The organism is Sphingomonas sp. GW821-FHT04B01 (assembly GCF_059420425.1).
Map to the genome: position 1 here is coordinate 70,827 of NZ_JBWKTR010000008.1, position 16,727 is coordinate 87,553.

At 69.3% G+C, this 16,727-nt stretch carries 16 protein-coding genes; 11 read left to right on the plus strand and 5 right to left on the minus strand.

Features of this window, described 5'->3' with window-relative positions; translation table 11 throughout:
- Positions 1-6: 6 nt before the first annotated feature.
- The 3 genes from AC07UH_RS17110 to AC07UH_RS17120 form a co-directional block, all read right to left on the minus strand.
- A complete protein-coding gene (locus AC07UH_RS17110) occupies positions 7-894 on the minus strand; it encodes a transglutaminase family protein (protein ID WP_495181327.1) in 888 nt (295 codons plus the stop codon).
- A 241-nt stretch (positions 895-1,135) separates the two neighbouring features.
- Entirely contained in the window at positions 1,136-3,610 is a 2,475-nt protein-coding gene (locus AC07UH_RS17115; RefSeq protein WP_495181268.1) for a circularly permuted type 2 ATP-grasp protein, read from the minus strand.
- A 292-nt stretch (positions 3,611-3,902) separates the two neighbouring features.
- Entirely contained in the window at positions 3,903-4,982 is a 1,080-nt protein-coding gene (locus tag AC07UH_RS17120; protein WP_081974566.1) for a LacI family DNA-binding transcriptional regulator, read from the minus strand.
- A 221-nt stretch (positions 4,983-5,203) separates the two neighbouring features.
- Here AC07UH_RS17120 and AC07UH_RS17125 point away from each other — a divergent pair, with 221 nt between their 5' ends.
- On the plus strand, positions 5,204-5,470 hold the full coding sequence (locus AC07UH_RS17125; RefSeq protein WP_495181267.1) for a hypothetical protein: 267 nt from the start codon (positions 5,204-5,206) through the stop codon (positions 5,468-5,470).
- 72 nt (positions 5,471-5,542) lie between these two features.
- Here the strand turns inward: AC07UH_RS17125 and AC07UH_RS17130 are convergent, their stop codons facing one another.
- Positions 5,543-6,541 (minus strand): NAD(P)H-quinone oxidoreductase, encoded by a 999-nt coding sequence (locus tag AC07UH_RS17130; protein ID WP_171009487.1) that lies wholly within the window; start codon positions 6,539-6,541, stop codon positions 5,543-5,545.
- Between the two features lie 95 nt (positions 6,542-6,636).
- On the opposite strand from AC07UH_RS17130, the gene AC07UH_RS17135 reads away from it, so the two are divergent.
- Together AC07UH_RS17135 and clpA are read left to right on the plus strand one after the other, a co-directional pair.
- Positions 6,637-6,831 carry a DUF1192 domain-containing protein gene (locus AC07UH_RS17135; RefSeq protein WP_495181266.1) on the plus strand — a complete coding sequence of 65 codons (195 nt, stop codon included), beginning with the start codon at positions 6,637-6,639 and terminating at the stop codon, positions 6,829-6,831.
- 134 nt (positions 6,832-6,965) lie between these two features.
- On the plus strand, positions 6,966-9,281 hold the full coding sequence (gene clpA, locus AC07UH_RS17140) for an ATP-dependent Clp protease ATP-binding subunit ClpA (RefSeq protein WP_038665433.1): 2,316 nt from the start codon (positions 6,966-6,968) through the stop codon (positions 9,279-9,281).
- Positions 9,282-9,589: 308 nt separating this feature from the next.
- On the opposite strand, the gene AC07UH_RS17145 is transcribed toward clpA, so the two are convergent.
- Positions 9,590-9,994: an NUDIX domain-containing protein gene (locus AC07UH_RS17145; protein WP_495189935.1), complete on the minus strand. Its 405-nt coding sequence runs from the start codon at positions 9,992-9,994 to the stop codon at positions 9,590-9,592.
- A gap of 428 nt (positions 9,995-10,422) precedes the next feature.
- Here AC07UH_RS17145 and AC07UH_RS17150 point away from each other — a divergent pair, with 428 nt between their 5' ends.
- The 8 genes from AC07UH_RS17150 (at position 10,423) to AC07UH_RS17185 (ending at position 16,608) form a co-directional block, all read left to right on the plus strand.
- On the plus strand, positions 10,423-12,108 hold the full coding sequence (locus AC07UH_RS17150) for a GGDEF domain-containing protein (protein ID WP_495181264.1): 1,686 nt from the start codon (positions 10,423-10,425) through the stop codon (positions 12,106-12,108).
- A gap of 58 nt (positions 12,109-12,166) precedes the next feature.
- Positions 12,167-12,358 (plus strand): hypothetical protein, encoded by a 192-nt coding sequence (locus tag AC07UH_RS17155; protein WP_038665427.1) that lies wholly within the window; start codon positions 12,167-12,169, stop codon positions 12,356-12,358.
- A gap of 63 nt (positions 12,359-12,421) precedes the next feature.
- Entirely contained in the window at positions 12,422-12,661 is a 240-nt protein-coding gene (locus tag AC07UH_RS17160) for an exodeoxyribonuclease VII small subunit (protein ID WP_038665424.1), read from the plus strand.
- 37 nt (positions 12,662-12,698) lie between these two features.
- Complete coding sequence (locus AC07UH_RS17165; RefSeq protein WP_249340680.1) at positions 12,699-13,556, plus strand: polyprenyl synthetase family protein; 858 nt, start codon at positions 12,699-12,701, stop codon at positions 13,554-13,556.
- Positions 13,557-13,567: 11 nt separating this feature from the next.
- A complete protein-coding gene (gene coaD / locus AC07UH_RS17170) occupies positions 13,568-14,074 on the plus strand; it encodes a pantetheine-phosphate adenylyltransferase (RefSeq protein ID WP_038665421.1) in 507 nt (168 codons plus the stop codon).
- Positions 14,075-14,399: 325 nt separating this feature from the next.
- The gene (locus tag AC07UH_RS17175) at positions 14,400-15,119 is read left to right on the plus strand and encodes a peptidylprolyl isomerase (protein ID WP_495181263.1); all 720 of its coding nucleotides are present in this window, start codon (positions 14,400-14,402) and stop codon (positions 15,117-15,119) included.
- Positions 15,116-16,150, plus strand: coding sequence for a tRNA preQ1(34) S-adenosylmethionine ribosyltransferase-isomerase QueA (queA, locus tag AC07UH_RS17180; protein ID WP_495181262.1), 1,035 nt, complete (start codon positions 15,116-15,118; stop codon positions 16,148-16,150). Before AC07UH_RS17175 ends, queA begins: the two co-directional genes overlap by 4 nt.
- On the plus strand, positions 16,150-16,608 hold the full coding sequence (locus AC07UH_RS17185; RefSeq protein WP_495181261.1) for an EF-hand domain-containing protein: 459 nt from the start codon (positions 16,150-16,152) through the stop codon (positions 16,606-16,608). Before queA ends, AC07UH_RS17185 begins: the two co-directional genes overlap by 1 nt.
- The last annotated feature ends 119 nt before the right edge of the window (positions 16,609-16,727 follow it).

Genomic DNA, 16,727 nt, shown 5'->3' on the forward strand with positions numbered 1-16,727 from the left:
AGTGTATCAGACGTCGGAGGCCAGCGGCGCGACGTCGACGCTCACCGCCATGTTCTGCGCCTGCGACCCCAGCACGACGCCGTCGACCGGCGCGATCTCGGCATAGTCGCGGCCGACCGCCATGACGATATGGTCGCCCGCCATCCAGATGCCGTTGGTGGGGTCGAGCCCGACCCAGCCGTGCACCGGCCCGCACCATAACAGCACCCAGGCGTGCGTCGCATCCGCGCCGACCAGCCGCGGCTGGCCCGCGGGCGGGATGGTGCGGATATAGCCGCTGGCATAAGCGGCGGGCAGGCCGGCGGCGCGCAGGCCGGTGATCATGATCTGCGCGAAATCCTGGCAGACGCCCTTGCGCTTGAGGAACGCCTCGTGCGGCGGCGTGTCGACCAGCGTCGCGGTCGCATCGAAGGTGAAATCGTCCTGGATGCGCCGGGCGAGCGCGATCCCCGCCTCCAGCGCGCCGCGCGCCGGGTCGAGATCGGGCGCGCAATAAGCGGCGATGGCATGATCGAGCGGGATCAGCGGCGACGGGAACAGGTAATTGGCCGGGCTCGCCGCGGAGAGGTCGCGGCTGGCGCGCGCCAGCGCCGCGACCTCGGCCAGCGTCGGGTCGTCGGGCGAGGCCACCGGCACCAGCCGGTCGACGCGCATCCGCGAGCGGCTCTCGATCGTCAGGCTGCGCACCGGCGTATCGATCACCAGCCGGGTGACGTTGGCGAGTCCCGCCTCGGCCCGCGCCGGGCTGAGCCGGCCGACCGGTTCGACGGTGAGCGCATACTCCTCGAGGCTCTGCCCCGGCCAGTCGATCGGTTTCAGCCGCAGGTTGCAGCGCGCGAACTTGACATTGCCGCCATAGTCGAAGCGCGTGATGTGGCGGATATCGTAGAGCATTTCACCGATCATGCCGTTTCTGTCCGGTGCGCGGAATACGGGCTTGTGACGACTGGCTTGGGGCGATCGCTTGCCTGCCCCTCCCCGTCACCCCGGACTGGTTCCGGGGTCCACTCCGCGGCGAGGAGAATGGCTTGAGGCGGAAGCGCGCGCCTGCGGCCCGGTGGACCCCGGAACCAGTCCGGGGTGACGAAGTGTAAGTGGACCGGTTCCGCCCCCCATCCGCCGTACTGCATCGCCCTCATGCCAGCGTCAGCCCGCCTTCGCGCAGCGGCTCGGCGCCCTGCAGGAAATAGCGGCGGGCGACGCTTTCCGACAGTTGCGCCAGCCGCCGTTCGAGGTCGCCGAGCACGTCGGCATCGAGCGTCGCCGCGGTGGTCATCGCCAGTGCGGCGGCGAGGCTGCGGCCGTGCGCCTGTTGCGGTTCGGGCATGCCGTCGTCGCTGAGCACCGGCAGGTCGCGCAGCCGCTCGCCAATCCGCTCCGCCTGATAGGCGAGGCTGCGCGGATTGCCCGGATCAAGCGCGACGAGGTCGACGACGGGGACGCGCGCGATTCCCGTCAGATAGCGCTGGCGATAGCTGATCTGGCTGTCGGCGAGGTCGAGCAGCGTCGACAGATCGTCGGCGGTCGCCCCCGGCATGCCGAACAGCCGCAGCGCGCGCGTCATCGCCATCGCCCGCTCGACGCGGCGGCCGAGATCGTGGAACCGCCATGCCGCGGTGCGCCCCATATGCTCCGCCGACAGGCCGGCGATCGCGACATAGCGGCGCTGGAGCGAGCCGGCGCGATCGAGCATGCCGCGATGCGTCGGGAACGGCGCTTCAAGCAGGCGTACCATGTCCGCCGACAGCCGGTCGCGCGAGCCTTCACCGATGCCGCGCGCGAGCCGGTTGATCGTCGCGACCGAATGCCAGCCCTCGTCCTCCATCGCGGTCCTGGCGAAACCGGTGAGGTCGGCGCGGCGCAGCGAGGCGGGATGCGGCGCCGCGCCGCCGCCGGCGATCAGCCCGACGAGCTTGCCGACCGTCGCCGAGGACAAGGCCGCGCCGCCATCGGCATCGATCGAATTGCCAAGCATGACGCGGATCGCCGCGAGCAGCGCCTCGCCGCGCTCCAGATAGCGGCCGAGCCAATAGAAATTATCGGCGACGCGGCTCGGCAGCGTGCCGGGATTGCGGCGGACCTGATGCGAATCGGGCGCGGGGAGCAGCGACACCGGCTCGACCGTGTCGGCGCCGTGGATGCAGACGTCGGCGGACCACGTCCCCTCGCCAAGCACGCTGGCGCGCGGGTCGGTCGCCTCGCCGATCCGCGCGAAGCCGCCGGGCAGCACCGTCCATTCGCCATTGCCGTCGCGCGCAGCGAAGACGCGCAGCGTGAACGGCCGCGGCACCAATCGGTCGTCGATCACCACCGGCATGGTCGACAGGCGGACGATCTCCTGCCCGACATAATCCTGAGGCCGGCGTTCCATGTCGGCGAGCAGCGCGGCGCGCTGGCCGGCGTCGAGTTCGGCGCCCGGCATCGTACGGCCACCGGGCAGGCCGAGCGGCACCGGGCCGAACGCGGATCCGATCAGCATCCGGTCGAGGTCTTCCTCGACGCGCGCGCGCTCGGACGGCTGGCCGCACCACCAGGTCGCGATATTGGGCAGATGCAGGCTCTCGCCGCACAGTCGCGTCGCGAGCTGCGGCAGGAAGGCGCCGAACGCCGGCGCCTCGAGCACGCCCGCGCCGGGGGCGTTGGAGAGTACGACATTGCCCGCGGCATAGGCATCGATCAGCCCCGGCACGCCGATCTGCGAATGCGAATCGAACGCCAGCGGGTCGAGCATGCGCGGATCGACGCGCCGCCACAGAGCATCGACGCGCTTGAGGCCGGCGATGGTGCGGACGTAGAGCTGGTTCTCGAGCGCGGCGAGATCGGCGCCCTCGACCAGCAACAGCCCGAGATAGCGCGCGAGATGCGCCTGTTCGGGATAGCTCGGGTTGAACCGGCCCGGCGTCAGCAGGCCGATACGCGGGTCGGTGCGGCGGCACATCGCGGCGATGCCGGCACGGAAGGCGGCGAAGAAGGGCGCGTGGCGCTGGACGTTGATCCGCGCCTGCAGGCCGCCCAGCGTGCGGCTGACCGCGAGCCGGTTCTCCAGCGCATAGCCGGCGCCGGCGGGCGCGCGCAGGTGATCGGCGAGCACGCGCCATTCGCCGGTCGGGCCGCGGCCGAGATCGATCGCGATGAAATGCAGGTGGCGGCCGCCCTGCGGCTCCAGCCCGACCATCGGCCGCAGGAAATAGGGGCTGCCGGTGACCAGAGCGGCGGGGATCAGCCCGCGCTCGACCAGCCGGCCGGGGCCGTAGAGGTCGGCGATCACCGTCTCCATCAGCGCGGCGCGCTGGGTAACGCCGCGGACGATCTGCGCCCATTCGTCCGCCGCGATCAGCAGCGGCACGGGGGAGACGGGCCAGGGCCGCTCGTCCGCCTCGCCGATGATGCGGAAGCCCATGCCGATGTCGGCGGCGTGACGGCGGACGCGCTCGCGGACGTGGTCGAGGTCGTCGGAGGCGACGGTGGCGAGTTCCTCGAACATCGCCGCCCAGGCGGCGTCGTCGCTGCCGCACAGCACGTCGCCCGCGGTGGTGCGCGCGCAATAATCCGTGATCCAGCGCCGCGCATGCGTCGCGGCGTCCAAGAGAGGCGCTGCCTGCGTCGCCATAGCCTAGCGTGTCACCTTCATCCGCCCTGCCCGGCACCGTCTACGCTTGCGCGCCGCGACGCAACCCATAACCGGCCGCCGCGACCAATCGAGGTCCGCGCCGCCGGTTCGCACGAGCCGAGGTGACGTTCACGCGGAGGCGCGGAGGTGTTGCGCTCGCCCGATCTGCGGTCCTTCCTATCGAACGACGGCGATGACAGGACCACATCGCCTATCCGGTCCATCTCCGCGCCTCCGCGCCTCCGCGCGAACATTCCTCTTCTTCTAGGCGCTTCGGGACCGTCGATCCAACCTAAAGGCTGGCGCGCGGCCGCCGCCGCGGCGGGGCGTCGGACTGGCGGCGGATCAGCGTATAGTCGAGCACCTGATGACGCGGGGCGTCGCCGCCGCGCTGGCGGCGAATGGTGCCGACGAGCAGCGCGACCGCGGCGCGCGCCATGTCGGCGATCGGCTGGTGGATGGTGGTGAGCTCGGGCCAGATCGCGGTCGACAGCGTCGTGTCGTCGAAGCCGCAGACGGTGAGGTCGCCGGGCACGTCGAGCCCGCGGCGATGCGCCACCGCCACCGTCGCCGCCGCCATGTCGTCGTTGGACGAGAAGATCGCGGTCGGCGGGTCGGTCAGGCCGAGCAGTTGCTCGGCGGCGTCGAGGCCGGACAGATAGGTGAACAGGCCATCGACGATCAGGTCCGGATCGATCGCGATCCCCGCCTCGGCCAGCGCCTCGCGATAGCCTTCCAGCCGCTGGTCGCTGGCGGAGAGATTGGGATTGCCGGCGATGAAGCCGATGCGGCGATGGCCGAGGTCCATGATATGCCGGGTCATCGTCGCCGCGGCGGCGCGATCGTCGATGCGGATCGCCATCTGGCTCGCCGCGGGCAGCGCGGTGGCGACCGCGACGCTCGGGATATTGGCCGCGTCGAGCAATGCGAGCAGCGCCGGCGCCTCGCACAGCGGCGGCGGCAGGATGATACCGTCGATGCCGCCGTCGATCAGATGCTGCGCGACCTCCAGCTCGTGATCGCCGAGGTCGCATTTCTCGACGATGATCTGCACGTCGCTGCGGCTCGCCTGGTCGAGGCTGCCGAGCAGGAATTCGCTGAGGAAGCCGGCGCTGGGATTGCTGTAGAGCAGCCCGACGCGCGACGGCCCCGCCCCCGCCAGGCTGCGTGCGGCGGGATTGGGGGCGTAATTGAGCGCGGAGATCGCGTCGTTGACCCGGTCGCGGGTGGCGGGGCGGACGTTGCTTTCGCCGTTGATGACGCGCGAGACGGTCATCGGCGAGACGCCGGCGCGTTTGGCGACGTCGCTGATCGTCGGCGCGGAACCCGCCCGGCGGGAGGAGCGGGGCGGAGAAGCGGGAGGAAGAGTCATGACGCGCGCGGGACAATCCATTGGGGATGAACCGCAGGCATGGACGCAAGCGGCGAGGGGAGCAAGAGTTTCGCCAGTAAGGACGCGTGCGGTACGGAACCGCACCTGCCGCGGGTCAAGATTCCACTTGCATCGGAAAGGACCTCCGAACACAAACCGCGGCGCATGTCCGTCGGATAGATTTCAATAAGTTACCGTTTAAAGACAAGGGAGTTAACAACATGATCACGATCAAGCGCCTGCGCACGGCGATCGCCGGAACGGCATTGCTCGCCGCCCCCGTCGCCGCCTCGGCCGCCCCCGTCGCCCCGGCCGCCAATCCGGCGGCGAGCCTGTCGGTCGCCCGCGCCGCGGCGCCGGCTTCGTCGAAGAGCCACCTCGGCGCATTGGTGCCCGGCACCACGCTGATCAGCATCGGCATTCTCGCCGCGCTCGTCGTCGGCGTGCTGGTCGCCACCGGCGACGACGACGATTCGGACAGCAACTGATCCTTCGACCATGCCGAGGGGCCTCGTCACCGATGGTGGCGGGGCCCCGATCGTATCCGGCGCCGGCGCGGATCAGACGGTGAGCACGATCTTGCCGACGTGATCGCCCTCTTCCATCCGGGCGTGCGCTGCGGCCGCCTCGGCGAGCGGGAAGACGCGATCGATGATCGGGCGCAGCCGGCCGGCCTCGACATGCGGCCAGACGGTGCGGCCGATCTCGTCGGCGACCAGCGACTTGAACGCGGTGTCGCGCGGGCGCAGCGTCGATCCGGTCAGCGTCAGGCGGCGGCGCATGATCTCGAACAGCGGGATCGTCGCCTGCGCGCCGCCCTGCACCGCGATCGAGACGTGGCGGCCGTCGTCGGCGAGGCATTGCAGGTTGCGCGGCACGTAGTCGCCGCCGACCATGTCGATGACCGCGGTGACGCCCTTGCCGTCGGTGATCGCCTTGACCCGCTCGACGAAATCCTCGGTCTTGTAGTTGATCGCATGCGTCGCGCCGAGTTCGCGGGCGCGCGCGCATTTCGCGTCCGAGCCGGCGGTAACGATGATCGTCAGGCCGAAGATGTTGGCGAGCGCGATCGCCATCGTGCCGATGCCGCTGGTGCCGCCGTGCAGCAGCACGCTGTCGCCCTCGGTGGCGAAGGCGCGCTCGAACAGATTGGTCCACACGGTGAACAGCGTCTCGGGGATCGCCGCCGCCTCGATCATGTCGAGCCCGGCGGGCACCGGCAGGCACTGGCCGGCGGGCGCGACCGCATATTGGGCATAGCCGCCGCCGGCGAGCAGCGCGCAGACGCGCTGGCCGAGCAGCGCGTCATCGACATCGGCACCGAGCGCGACGACGGTACCGGCGATCTCCAGCCCGGGGATCGACGGCGCGCCCGGCGGCGGCGGATAGCCGCCCTTGCGCTGGAGCACGTCGGGGCGGTTGACCCCGGCGGCGGCGACGCGGATCAGCACCTCGCCCGCACCGGGACGCGGCACCGGCCGTTCAACCAGCGTCAGCACTTCGGGGCCGCCGGGCGCCTCCGGATCGATCGCCTGCATCGTCTCGGGCACTTCGCTCATCCGGTCGCATCCTGTCCGTAGCTCGCCCGACCGCGGAGATACGGGCATGACGGCCTTATTGACATCGTGCGGGCGGGGGTCAACGTTATGCGACGATGGAATCGGACGACGCCCCGTCGCGTCCCAATGACGCATTGATCGAGCTGCTGCGGCAGGATCTCGATCCGCTGTCGGTCGCCGAGCTCGACGCGCGGCTCGACGCGCTGGAGGGCGAGATCGTCCGGACCCGGCTGGCGCGCGAGCGATCCGTTAACCACCGCGCAACCGCCGACGCGTTATTCCGGCGATGAACCGGCAGGGCACTCGACCGGCCGCGTGCAGGATGCCGACGGTGCGACGTCAAGTGCTTGATGCGGACGCCCGCGATACCGACATGGTTGGAAAGGGCGCGGCGACCCACCGCGACCCGACTGGAGTAATCTGAATGCCATCCTTCGCCCCCGCGCTCGAGACCACGCTGCACAAGGCGCTCGAAGCCGCGTCCTCGCGTCGGCACGAATATGCGACGCTCGAACATCTGCTGCTCGCGCTGATCGGCGACGAACATGCCTCCAAGGTGATGGAGGCGTGCCACGTCGAGCTCGGCGATCTCAAGACCACCGTCGCGCATTATCTCGATACCGAGCTCGACGCGCTCAAGGTCGATGCGGCGACCGATCCGTCGCCGACCAGCGGCTTCCAGCGCGTCGTCCAGCGCGCGATCCTGCACGTGCAATCGTCGGGTCGCGACGAAGTGACCGGCGCCAACGTGCTCGTCGCCTTGTTCAGCGAGCGCGAGAGCTATGCCGTCTATTTCCTGCAGCAGCAGGACATGAGCCGCCTCGATGCCGTGAGCTTCATCAGCCACGGCGTCGGCAAGGGCGGCGCCGCGACCGAAGCCACGACGCCCAAGGGCGCCGAGGACGACAAGCCCGCCAAGGGACAGGAGAAGGGCAAGACGGAAAGCGCACTCAAGCAATTCACCGTCGACCTCAACGAGAAGGCGAAGATCGGCAAGGTCGATCCGCTGATCGGGCGCGGGCCGGAGGTGGATCGCACGATCCAGATCCTGTGCCGCCGGTCGAAGAACAACCCGCTCTATGTCGGCGATCCCGGCGTCGGCAAGACCGCGATCGCGGAAGGGCTCGCGCGCAAGATCGTCGAGGGCGAGGTGCCCGACGTGCTGCTCGAAGCGGTGATCTACAGCCTCGACATGGGCGCCTTGCTCGCCGGCACCCGCTATCGCGGCGATTTCGAGGAGCGGCTGAAGGCGGTCGTCAACGAGCTGGAGAAGCTGCCGCACGCGGTGCTGTTCATTGACGAGATCCACACCGTGATCGGTGCCGGCGCGACCAGCGGCGGCGCGATGGACGCGTCCAACCTGCTGAAACCCGCGCTGTCGGGCGGCACGATCCGCTGCATCGGTTCGACCACCTACAAGGAGTTCCGCAACCACTTCGAGAAGGACCGCGCGCTGCTGCGGCGCTTCCAGAAAATCGACGTCAACGAGCCGACGATCGAGGATACGATCAAGATCCTCGCCGGCCTGCGCTCGGCTTTCGAGGACCATCACAACGTCAAATACACCCCCGATGCGATCAAGTCGGCGGTGGAGCTGTCGGCGCGCTACATCAACGATCGCAAATTGCCCGACAAGGCGATCGACGTGATCGACGAGGTCGGCGCGATGCAGATGCTGGTGCCGCTCAACAAGCGCAAGAAGACGATCACCGCCAAGGAGATCGAACAGGTGATCGCGACGATGGCGCGCATCCCGCCGAAGTCGGTCAGCACCGACGACAAGGCGGCGCTGGAAAGCCTCGAGACCGATCTGAAGCGCGTCGTCTTCGGCCAGAACAGCGCGATCGAGAAGCTCGCCTCGGCAATCAAGCTCGCCCGCGCCGGCCTGCGCGAGCCCGAGAAGCCGATCGGCAACTATCTGTTCACCGGCCCGACCGGCGTCGGCAAGACCGAGGTAGCCAAGCAATTGTCGTCGATCCTGGGCATCCCGCTCCAGCGCTTCGACATGAGCGAATATATGGAGCGGCATTCGGTCAGCCGGCTGATCGGTGCGCCTCCCGGCTATGTCGGCTTCGACCAGGGCGGGCTGCTGACCGATGCGGTCGACCAGAATCCGCATTGCGTGCTGCTGCTCGACGAGATCGAGAAGGCGCATCCCGATCTGTTCAACATCCTGTTGCAGGTGATGGACAACGGCCGCCTCACCGATCAGCACGGCAAGTCGGTCGATTTCAGGAACGTCATCCTGATCATGACCACCAATGCCGGCGCGTCGGACATGGCGCGCGAGACGGTCGGCTTCGGCAATCTCACCCGCGAGGGCGAGGACGAGCAGGCGGTGCAGAAGATGTTCACGCCGGAATTCCGCAACCGGCTCGATGCGATCGTGCCGTTCGGCTATCTGCCGACCGAGGTGGTTGCACGGGTGGTGGACAAGTTCATCCTCCAGCTCGAACTCCAGCTCGCCGACCGCAACGTCCACATCAATCTGGACGATGCCGCCAAGAGCTGGCTCACCGAGAAGGGCTATGACAAACTGTACGGCGCGCGGCCGATGGGTCGCCTGATCCAGGAGAAGATCAAGCAGCCGCTCGCCGAGGAGCTGCTGTTCGGCAAGCTGGTCCATGGCGGCGAGGTCACGGTGCGGATGAAGGACGGTGCGCTGTCGTTCGGCATCGAGCCCGCGGCGCCGAAGAAGCCCAAGAAGAAGGGCAAGGCCGAACCGGTCGACGCCAAATAGGGTTTGGATGATGATGCAGAGCGGGCCGGACTGGCGACAGTCCGGCCCGTTTTGGTTGGGGAGTGCGGCGTACGGTCGACAGACTGTGCGTCACGCGGACGTCCTCGCGCGGGTGGTGGTTTGCTCGATTTACCCCGGCAAGGGCGATACCCGACCAGTGCTCCTGCGAACGCAGGAGCCCAGGGGTCCCGGGTACCGTAAGGTATTGTCTGCTTGGCCCTGGGTTCCTGCTTTCGCAGGAATACGGTGCTGATCCGTCGATATCACGGCGCTTTGCGGGGACAGCCGCCGGAGGCGCGCACGCTACCCTATGCCCCGATCACCCCCAGCGCCACCACGGCGACCCGCGTCGGCGTGGTCAGTTGCTCGGGCAGCGCGTCGAGTGCGAACCATCGCGGTCCCTCATGCTTCGTCGGCTCGCAATTGCGCGGCGTGCCGGTGAAGTCGCGGACGTGATAGACCGGCGCGACCCAATGCGTGCCGGCGTCGGCATCGATCTGGTCGACCCAGCACAGCCACTCCGCAGCACCGACGGTAATGCCGAGCTCCTCCGAAACCTCGCGGCGCATCGCCGCTTCGGCGGTTTCGAACAGGTCGATCTTGCCGCCGGACAGGCCCCAGCAGCCCGCCTCGGGCGGCTTGAGCCGACGCAGCAGCAGGATCTGGCCATCGACGACGATCGCCGCGCCGCAGCCGACGCGCGGTTCAGTCATGGATTGCATGCATGCCTCCCCGGGTGGAGCCGATGATCATGGTCACAAATTCCTCGCGCGCCAAGGCAGGGCTATCGCATATGGATGCGGTGATGAGGTTCGATCGATTTCCTTAGCAGGATCGTCACCCCGGACTCGTTCCGGGGTCCACTGGGCCGTGAGGGAATGGAATCGAATCAAGCCTTTCTCCTCGCCGCAGGGTGGACCCCGGAACAAGTCCGGGGTGACGGGGTAAGCTTGGAAGACGACAGGCTCAAACGGGCGTCCATATGCGATTGCCCTGCCCGCAAGGGGGGGGCATTGCGATAGTCCACGAGCTGAACGTCGATCTTTCCCCGGGCACCGGTATGCCCGATCGCCGCCACCGGGCAAATCGGCTTACCCTGTTGTTAACCAATGGTTTGCACTCGACTGCTAGCCCGCGGCTCATGTCGAGCGCGCCCGCAATACGATGGATCCTCACCGTCCTGTTGCTGGTCCTGACCGCGTTCGCCGCCGATCCGGCCCACGCCGCCGTCCACGTCCCGCTGCGCGCCTGCATCCTCCCCGCCACCGGTCAGGCGGACGGCCGCACCGCCGCGATGCTGTTCACCCAACCGCAGCGCTTCGACTGCGCGGGCAAGCAGACCGCCTATGGCGCGGGCGACTATTGGGTGCTGTCGCAACCCCTGCCCGCCACCGGCGACGCGCCGCTGCGCGTGCGCCAGGCGAGCCTGTGGCAGACGCGCGCGACGCTTTACGTGCTTTATGCCGATGGCGCGATCCGCCGGACCGGCTTCACCAGCGCCAATGCCGGCCGGCACCTGCGCCTCGGTGCGATCATCGAACTCGCGCTGCCGCGTCACGCCGCGCCGCCGGTGCGGTTGCTGTGGCACGTCGAGGGGGCGCTCAACCGCCGCGGCGTGGTGATCGGCCCGACGCTGATCGACCGCGACGCCGCCGCCGCCGCCGACATGACGATGGCCGCGCTCTATGCGGCGTTCGCCGGCATGTGCCTCGCGCTGCTCGTCTACAATCTCGCGCTCTGGGCGGCGCTGCGCCAGGCGTTCCAGCCGGCCTATTGCCTGATGGTGCTGTGTTTGCTCGGTTATGCCTTCACCTCGTCGGGGCTGCTCGGCCAGATCACCGGCATCGACAACAACGATCGCCAGCGGATCAATTACGTGCTGCTCGCCGGCTCCGCCGCCGCGGCACTGGTCTTCGCGCGCGCCTTCTTCGAACGCCGCGTGTTCGACGGCTGGCTGCGGCCGTACAGCAGCGCGGTCATCGCCTTCGTCCTGCTCGCCGCCGCCGCTTACGCCGGACTGACCCCGCGCTTCGCCGCGTTCACCGATCTGATCAGCACCTCGAGCTATCTGTTCGTCATCACCCTGCTCGCCCCGATCCTGATCCGCGCCTATCGCCGGCGCAGCAACTATCTGTGGGTCTTCGGCCTCGCCTGGGGCGCGCCAGTGGTGCTGGGCAGCGTCCGCATCCTGGCGGCGTTCAACGTCTTCGCCTGGCAATTGTGGATCGACAATTCGACGCTGCTGGCGATGGCGCTGGAGGCGGCGCTGTCGTCGCTCGGCGTCGCCTATCGCATCCGCCTGCTCAGCCTGGAGCGCGACGCGGCGCGCGAGCAGGAGATCGCCGCCCGCCTGCTCGCCGCGACCGACCCGCTCACCGGCCTGCTCAACCGCCGCGCCTTCCTCGACGGCGCGATCGGCCGCGAGGACGAGCATCAGCTGATCCTCGTCGACATCGACCATTTCAAGCGGATCAACGAGACGATCGGCCATGACGGCGGCGACGAGGTGCTGCGCCTCATCGCCCGCTCGCTGCGCGCCGCCGCCACGCCCGAGGCGCTGGTCGCGCGGATCGGCGGCGAGGAATTCGCGCTGCTGGTGCGTGCCGATACGCCGCTCGACGCGCGCGCGGTGCTCGACCGGCTGCGCATGGAGCGGATGCCGTTCGACCTGATCGTCACCGCCAGTATCGGCACCTGCACCGGCACGCTGCGCCGCGAGACCGACTGGAAGGCGCTGTACCGCTGCGCCGACCGTGCCCTGTTCGCCGCCAAGGCGGCCGGACGCGACCGCGTCCGCCACGGCGCCCCGCTCGCCCAGGTGGCATGACCCGCTGGCAGCGGGGCCGGCTTTCTGGTAGGAATTCACTTATCGGGAGGATTGCGCGATGAGGGACCGTCGGAAACTGGCCGTGGCAGGCATCGCGCTCGCCTCGCTGCTCGCGCTGCGCCACCCGACGCCGGACATCCGGTTGCTCACCCACGACATCGGCGATCCGCGCCCGCATCGCGTCCAGGCGGCGATCGACCTCGGGCTGGTCGGCGTGTCGGTGCTCTACACCTGGACCGCCCGCCGCTGAGCCGACGCGGCGATGCCGCCGCCCGTGCTTGCGCCTGCTGCGGCGCTGCCGCATAGCGAGGCCATGGATAATCCTATCGAAAGCCTGTCGTTCGAAGACGCGCTCAAGGAGCTGGAACGGATCGTCGGCCGGCTCGAAAGCGGCGAGGCGACGCTGGACGAATCGATCCAGCTCTACGAGCGCGGCGACCGTCTGCGCCAGCGCTGCGCCGAGCGGCTCGACGCCGCGCAGGCGCGGATCGAGGCGATCCGCCTCGATGCCGAGGGCAAGGCGACGGCGACGCGCCCCTTTGCCGCAGGCTGATCGCGTGACGACGACGCTCGATGCGGCACTGGCGCGCATGTCCGCGGACATCGACGCGCGGTTCGACCGGCTGCTGGCGATCCCCGACGATCCCCGCGCCGATCTGTATCGCGCGATGCGGCATGCGGCGATCGGCGGCGGCAAGCGGCTGCGGCCGCTGCTGGTCGGCGCGACCGCCGATCTGTTCGGCGTCGACCGCGACTGTTCGGGCGACGTCGCGCTCGCGGTGGAGGCGATCCACGTCTATTCGCTGATCCACGACGATCTGCCGGCGATGGACGACGACGACCTGCGCCGCGGCAAGCCGACCGTCCACAAGGCATTTGACGAGGCGACCGCGATCCTCGCCGGCGACTGCCTGCACGCGCTGGCGTTCGAGATCCTCGCCGATCCCAGGACGCACGCCGATCCCTTCGTCCGCGCCGAGCTGGTGATGGAACTGGCGCGCGCCTCCGGGCCGGGCGGCATGGCCGGCGGGCAGATGATGGACCTCGTCGCCGAACGCTCGCGCTTCGATCTCGCCACCGTCACCCGGCTGCAGCAGATGAAGACCGGCGCGCTGATCTCCGTTTCGGTGGAGCTGGGTGCGATCCTCGGCCGCGTGCCGCCGGAGGGGCGGCGCAGCCTGCACGGCTATGCGCACGACCTCGGCCTCGCCTTCCAGATCGCCGACGACCTGCTCGATGCCGAGGGCGACGAGGCGGTGGTCGGCAAGGCGCTGCGCAAGGACGGCGAGGCGGGCAAGGAGACGTTCCTGTCGCTGCTCGGCGTCGACCGGGCGCGCGAGCAATGCCGCATGCTCGTCGACCAGGCGGTACGGCACCTCCACGGGTACGGCGCCGAAGCCGACGTGCTGCGCGAGGTCGCGCGCTACGTCGTCGAACGCGATCGCTGAAGGGGAACGACATGGCAGAGCGGATCGGCGTCTATCCCGGCACCTTCGACCCCATCACTTTGGGGCATATGGACATCATCCGGCGCGGCGCGAAGCTGGTCGACCGGCTGATGATCGGCGTCACCACCAACCCGTCCAAGTCGCCGATGTTCACGATCGAGGAGCGGATGGCGATCGTCCGCCGCGAGGTGGCGGGGATCGGCGGCACGGTCGAGGTCGTCGCCTTCGATTCGCTGCTGATGGACTTCGCCGAACGCCAGGGCGCCAGGGTCATCATCCGCGGCCTGCGCGCGGTGGCCGACTTCGAATACGAATATCAGATGGCGGGGATGAACCAGCAGATCAATCCGCGGGTCGAGACCGTCTTCCTGATGGCCGACGTCGCGCTGCAACCGATCGCCAGCCGGCTGGTCAAGGAAATCGCTTTGTTCGGCGGCCCGATCGGCAAGTTCGTCACCCCCGCGGTCTGCGCCGAAGTGGTCGCCCGCGTCGAGGTGATCGGCCGCAAGGGCAGCTGAGGGCGCTCCGCACGGTACCCCACGGCCAAGGCTATCGGACAAGGTGGCGTGACGAGGCTCGATCGATCTCCCCAACGGCCCGTCACCCCGGACTGGTTCCGGGGTCCACCGGGCCGCAATTGCGCGCTTGCTCCTCAAGCCTCTCCTCGCCGCAGGGTGGACCCCGGAACGAGTCCGGGGTGACGACGTGAGTATGATAGCGGATCGACCAGCGGGGCAGCGGCGCGAGACGCAGACCAAGTATCAGGAACGTCTGACCACGTTCAGTTTGGTGCAATCCGCATTTTGTTTTAAGCCGCCGGCACCACCCAAGGTTGGATATTCCATGCGCCCGTTCGCCCGTCTGTTCGCGTTTCTTCTCTGCCTGTTCGCGCTGCCCTTTGCAGCGACCGCCGCCGCGGCGCAGGCGGTGCCCGGGGTCGCCGAACGGGCGACGCCGCCGGCGACCACCGACAAGGAAAACCTCTGGCTGATCGATCTGTCGGACGGCGGCCGGGTGACGATCTGGCTGCGCCCCGATGTCGCGCCGAAGATGGTCGAGCGGGTCAAGACGCTGACCCGGCAGGGCTTCTACAACGGCCTGCTGTTCCACCGCGTGATCGACGGCTTCATGGCGCAGGGCGGCGATCCCAAGGGCGACGGCACCGGCGGCTCGACGCTGCCCAACGTCGCGGCCGAGTTCAACTATCTGCCGCACGTCCGCGGCGCGGTGTCGGCGGCGCGGGCCGATGCCGAGAACAGCGCCAACAGCCAGTTCTTCATCGTCTTCCAACCGCGGCTCAGCCTCGACAAGAAGTATACCGTGTTCGGGCGGGTGATCGACGGGATGCAATATGTCGACGCGATCGAACGCGGCGAGCCGCCCGCCAATCCGACCCGGATCGTCCGCGCCTATATCGCCGCCGACAATCCCCCGCCCTATACCGCCGCGGCCGCGCCGGCGCCGGTGACGCTCGGCGCGCCGGTGACGCTGCCCGGTGCGGGCCCGGCCGGCACCGCCGCGCCCAAGCGTGCGCCCGCCGGGGCTGCGCCCGCGCGCAAGTGAGGGTCGACCTTTTCGACTTCGACCTGCCGGCCGAGCGGATCGCGCTGCGTCCGGCGGTGCCGCGCGATGCGGCGCGGCTGCTCGTCCTCGACGGCGAGGCGACGCGTGACCTGACCGTCGGCGCCCTGCCCGGCCAGCTGCGCGCCGGCGACTGCCTGGTGTTCAACGACACGCGCGTCATCCCCGCGCAGCTCGAAGGGCGGCGTGGCGATGCGACGATCGGCGCGACGCTGCACAAGCGCGAGGGGCCGCGCCGCTGGCGAGCCTTCATCCGCAACGCCAAGCGGCTGCGCGACGGCGATACGATCGACTTCGGCGCGGGGGTCGGCGCGCGTGCCTCCGATCGCGGCGAGGACGGCAGCTTCGCGCTCGACTTCGCCGGCGACGAGCCGGTCGAGCTGCTGCTCGAGCGCGCCGGCCGCATGCCGCTGCCCCCCTATATCGCCGCCAAGCGCCCGACCGACGCGCAGGATGCGACCGATTACCAGACGATGTTCGCCGCCGAACCCGGTGCGGTCGCCGCGCCCACCGCGGCGCTGCACTTCACCCCGGCGCTGATCGACGCGTTCGCCGCGGCGGGGATCGCGCACGAGACGCTGACGCTGCACGTCGGCGCCGGCACCTTCCTGCCGGTCAAGGCGGAGGACACCGCCGATCACCGCATGCACGCCGAATGGGGCCGGATCGACGCCGCGACCGCCGACCGGCTCAACGCGGTGCGTACGAACGGCGGCCGGGTGATCGCGGTCGGCACCACATCGCTGCGCCTGATCGAAAGCGCCGCGCGCGCCGATGGCGTCATCGCCCCGTTCGAGGGCGACACCGCGATCTTCATCACCCCCGGTTACGCCTTCCGCGGCATCGACGGGCTGGTGACCAACTTCCATCTGCCCAAATCGACGCTGTTCATGCTGGTATCGGCGCTGATGGGGCGGGAGCGGATGCAGGCGGCCTACGCGCATGCGATCGCCGCGGGCTATCGCTTCTACAGTTATGGCGATGCGTCGCTGCTGCTGCCGGCGCGATCGTGATGCTGCTCGCGCTGCTGCTCCAGGCCGCCGTCCCGGCCTCGCCCGCGCCCGCCGCGCCGGGCCAGCCGCCGGCGACCTTCGTCGTCGAGCCGGTCGGCATGGCGATCGCGGGGTTCGATGCCGACGGCGACGGGCGGACCAGCCGCGCCGAGCTCGACGCAGGCGTGCGCCGCAGCTTCGCCGCGGTCGACAGCGCGCAGGCCGGCACGATCGGCTATATCGCCTTCGCCGACTGGGCGGAGCGCTGGCTCGGCGACCGCAATGCGCTGCCGAGCCCGTTCGAGGTCGACGGCGACGGCGACAATCGGATCACCCTCGCCGAGCTGCAGGCGGCGTTCGCGCGCATCTTCGCGCGGCTCGACGTCGACAAAGACGGCTTCGTCACCCGCAAGGAGCTGCTGACGATCCGCGCCATGGCCGGCCGGACGATGGGGCCGCCCGGCAAGCGCAAGCGCTGAGACCGGTCGACATCCGCTGAGGCTGCGACTCAAACGAGATCCGTCAACCGGACTGGACTCGAGACGTCTGCAACACTGCCCCGCGCTCCTGCGAAAGCAGGAGCTCAGGAGTCCCGAGC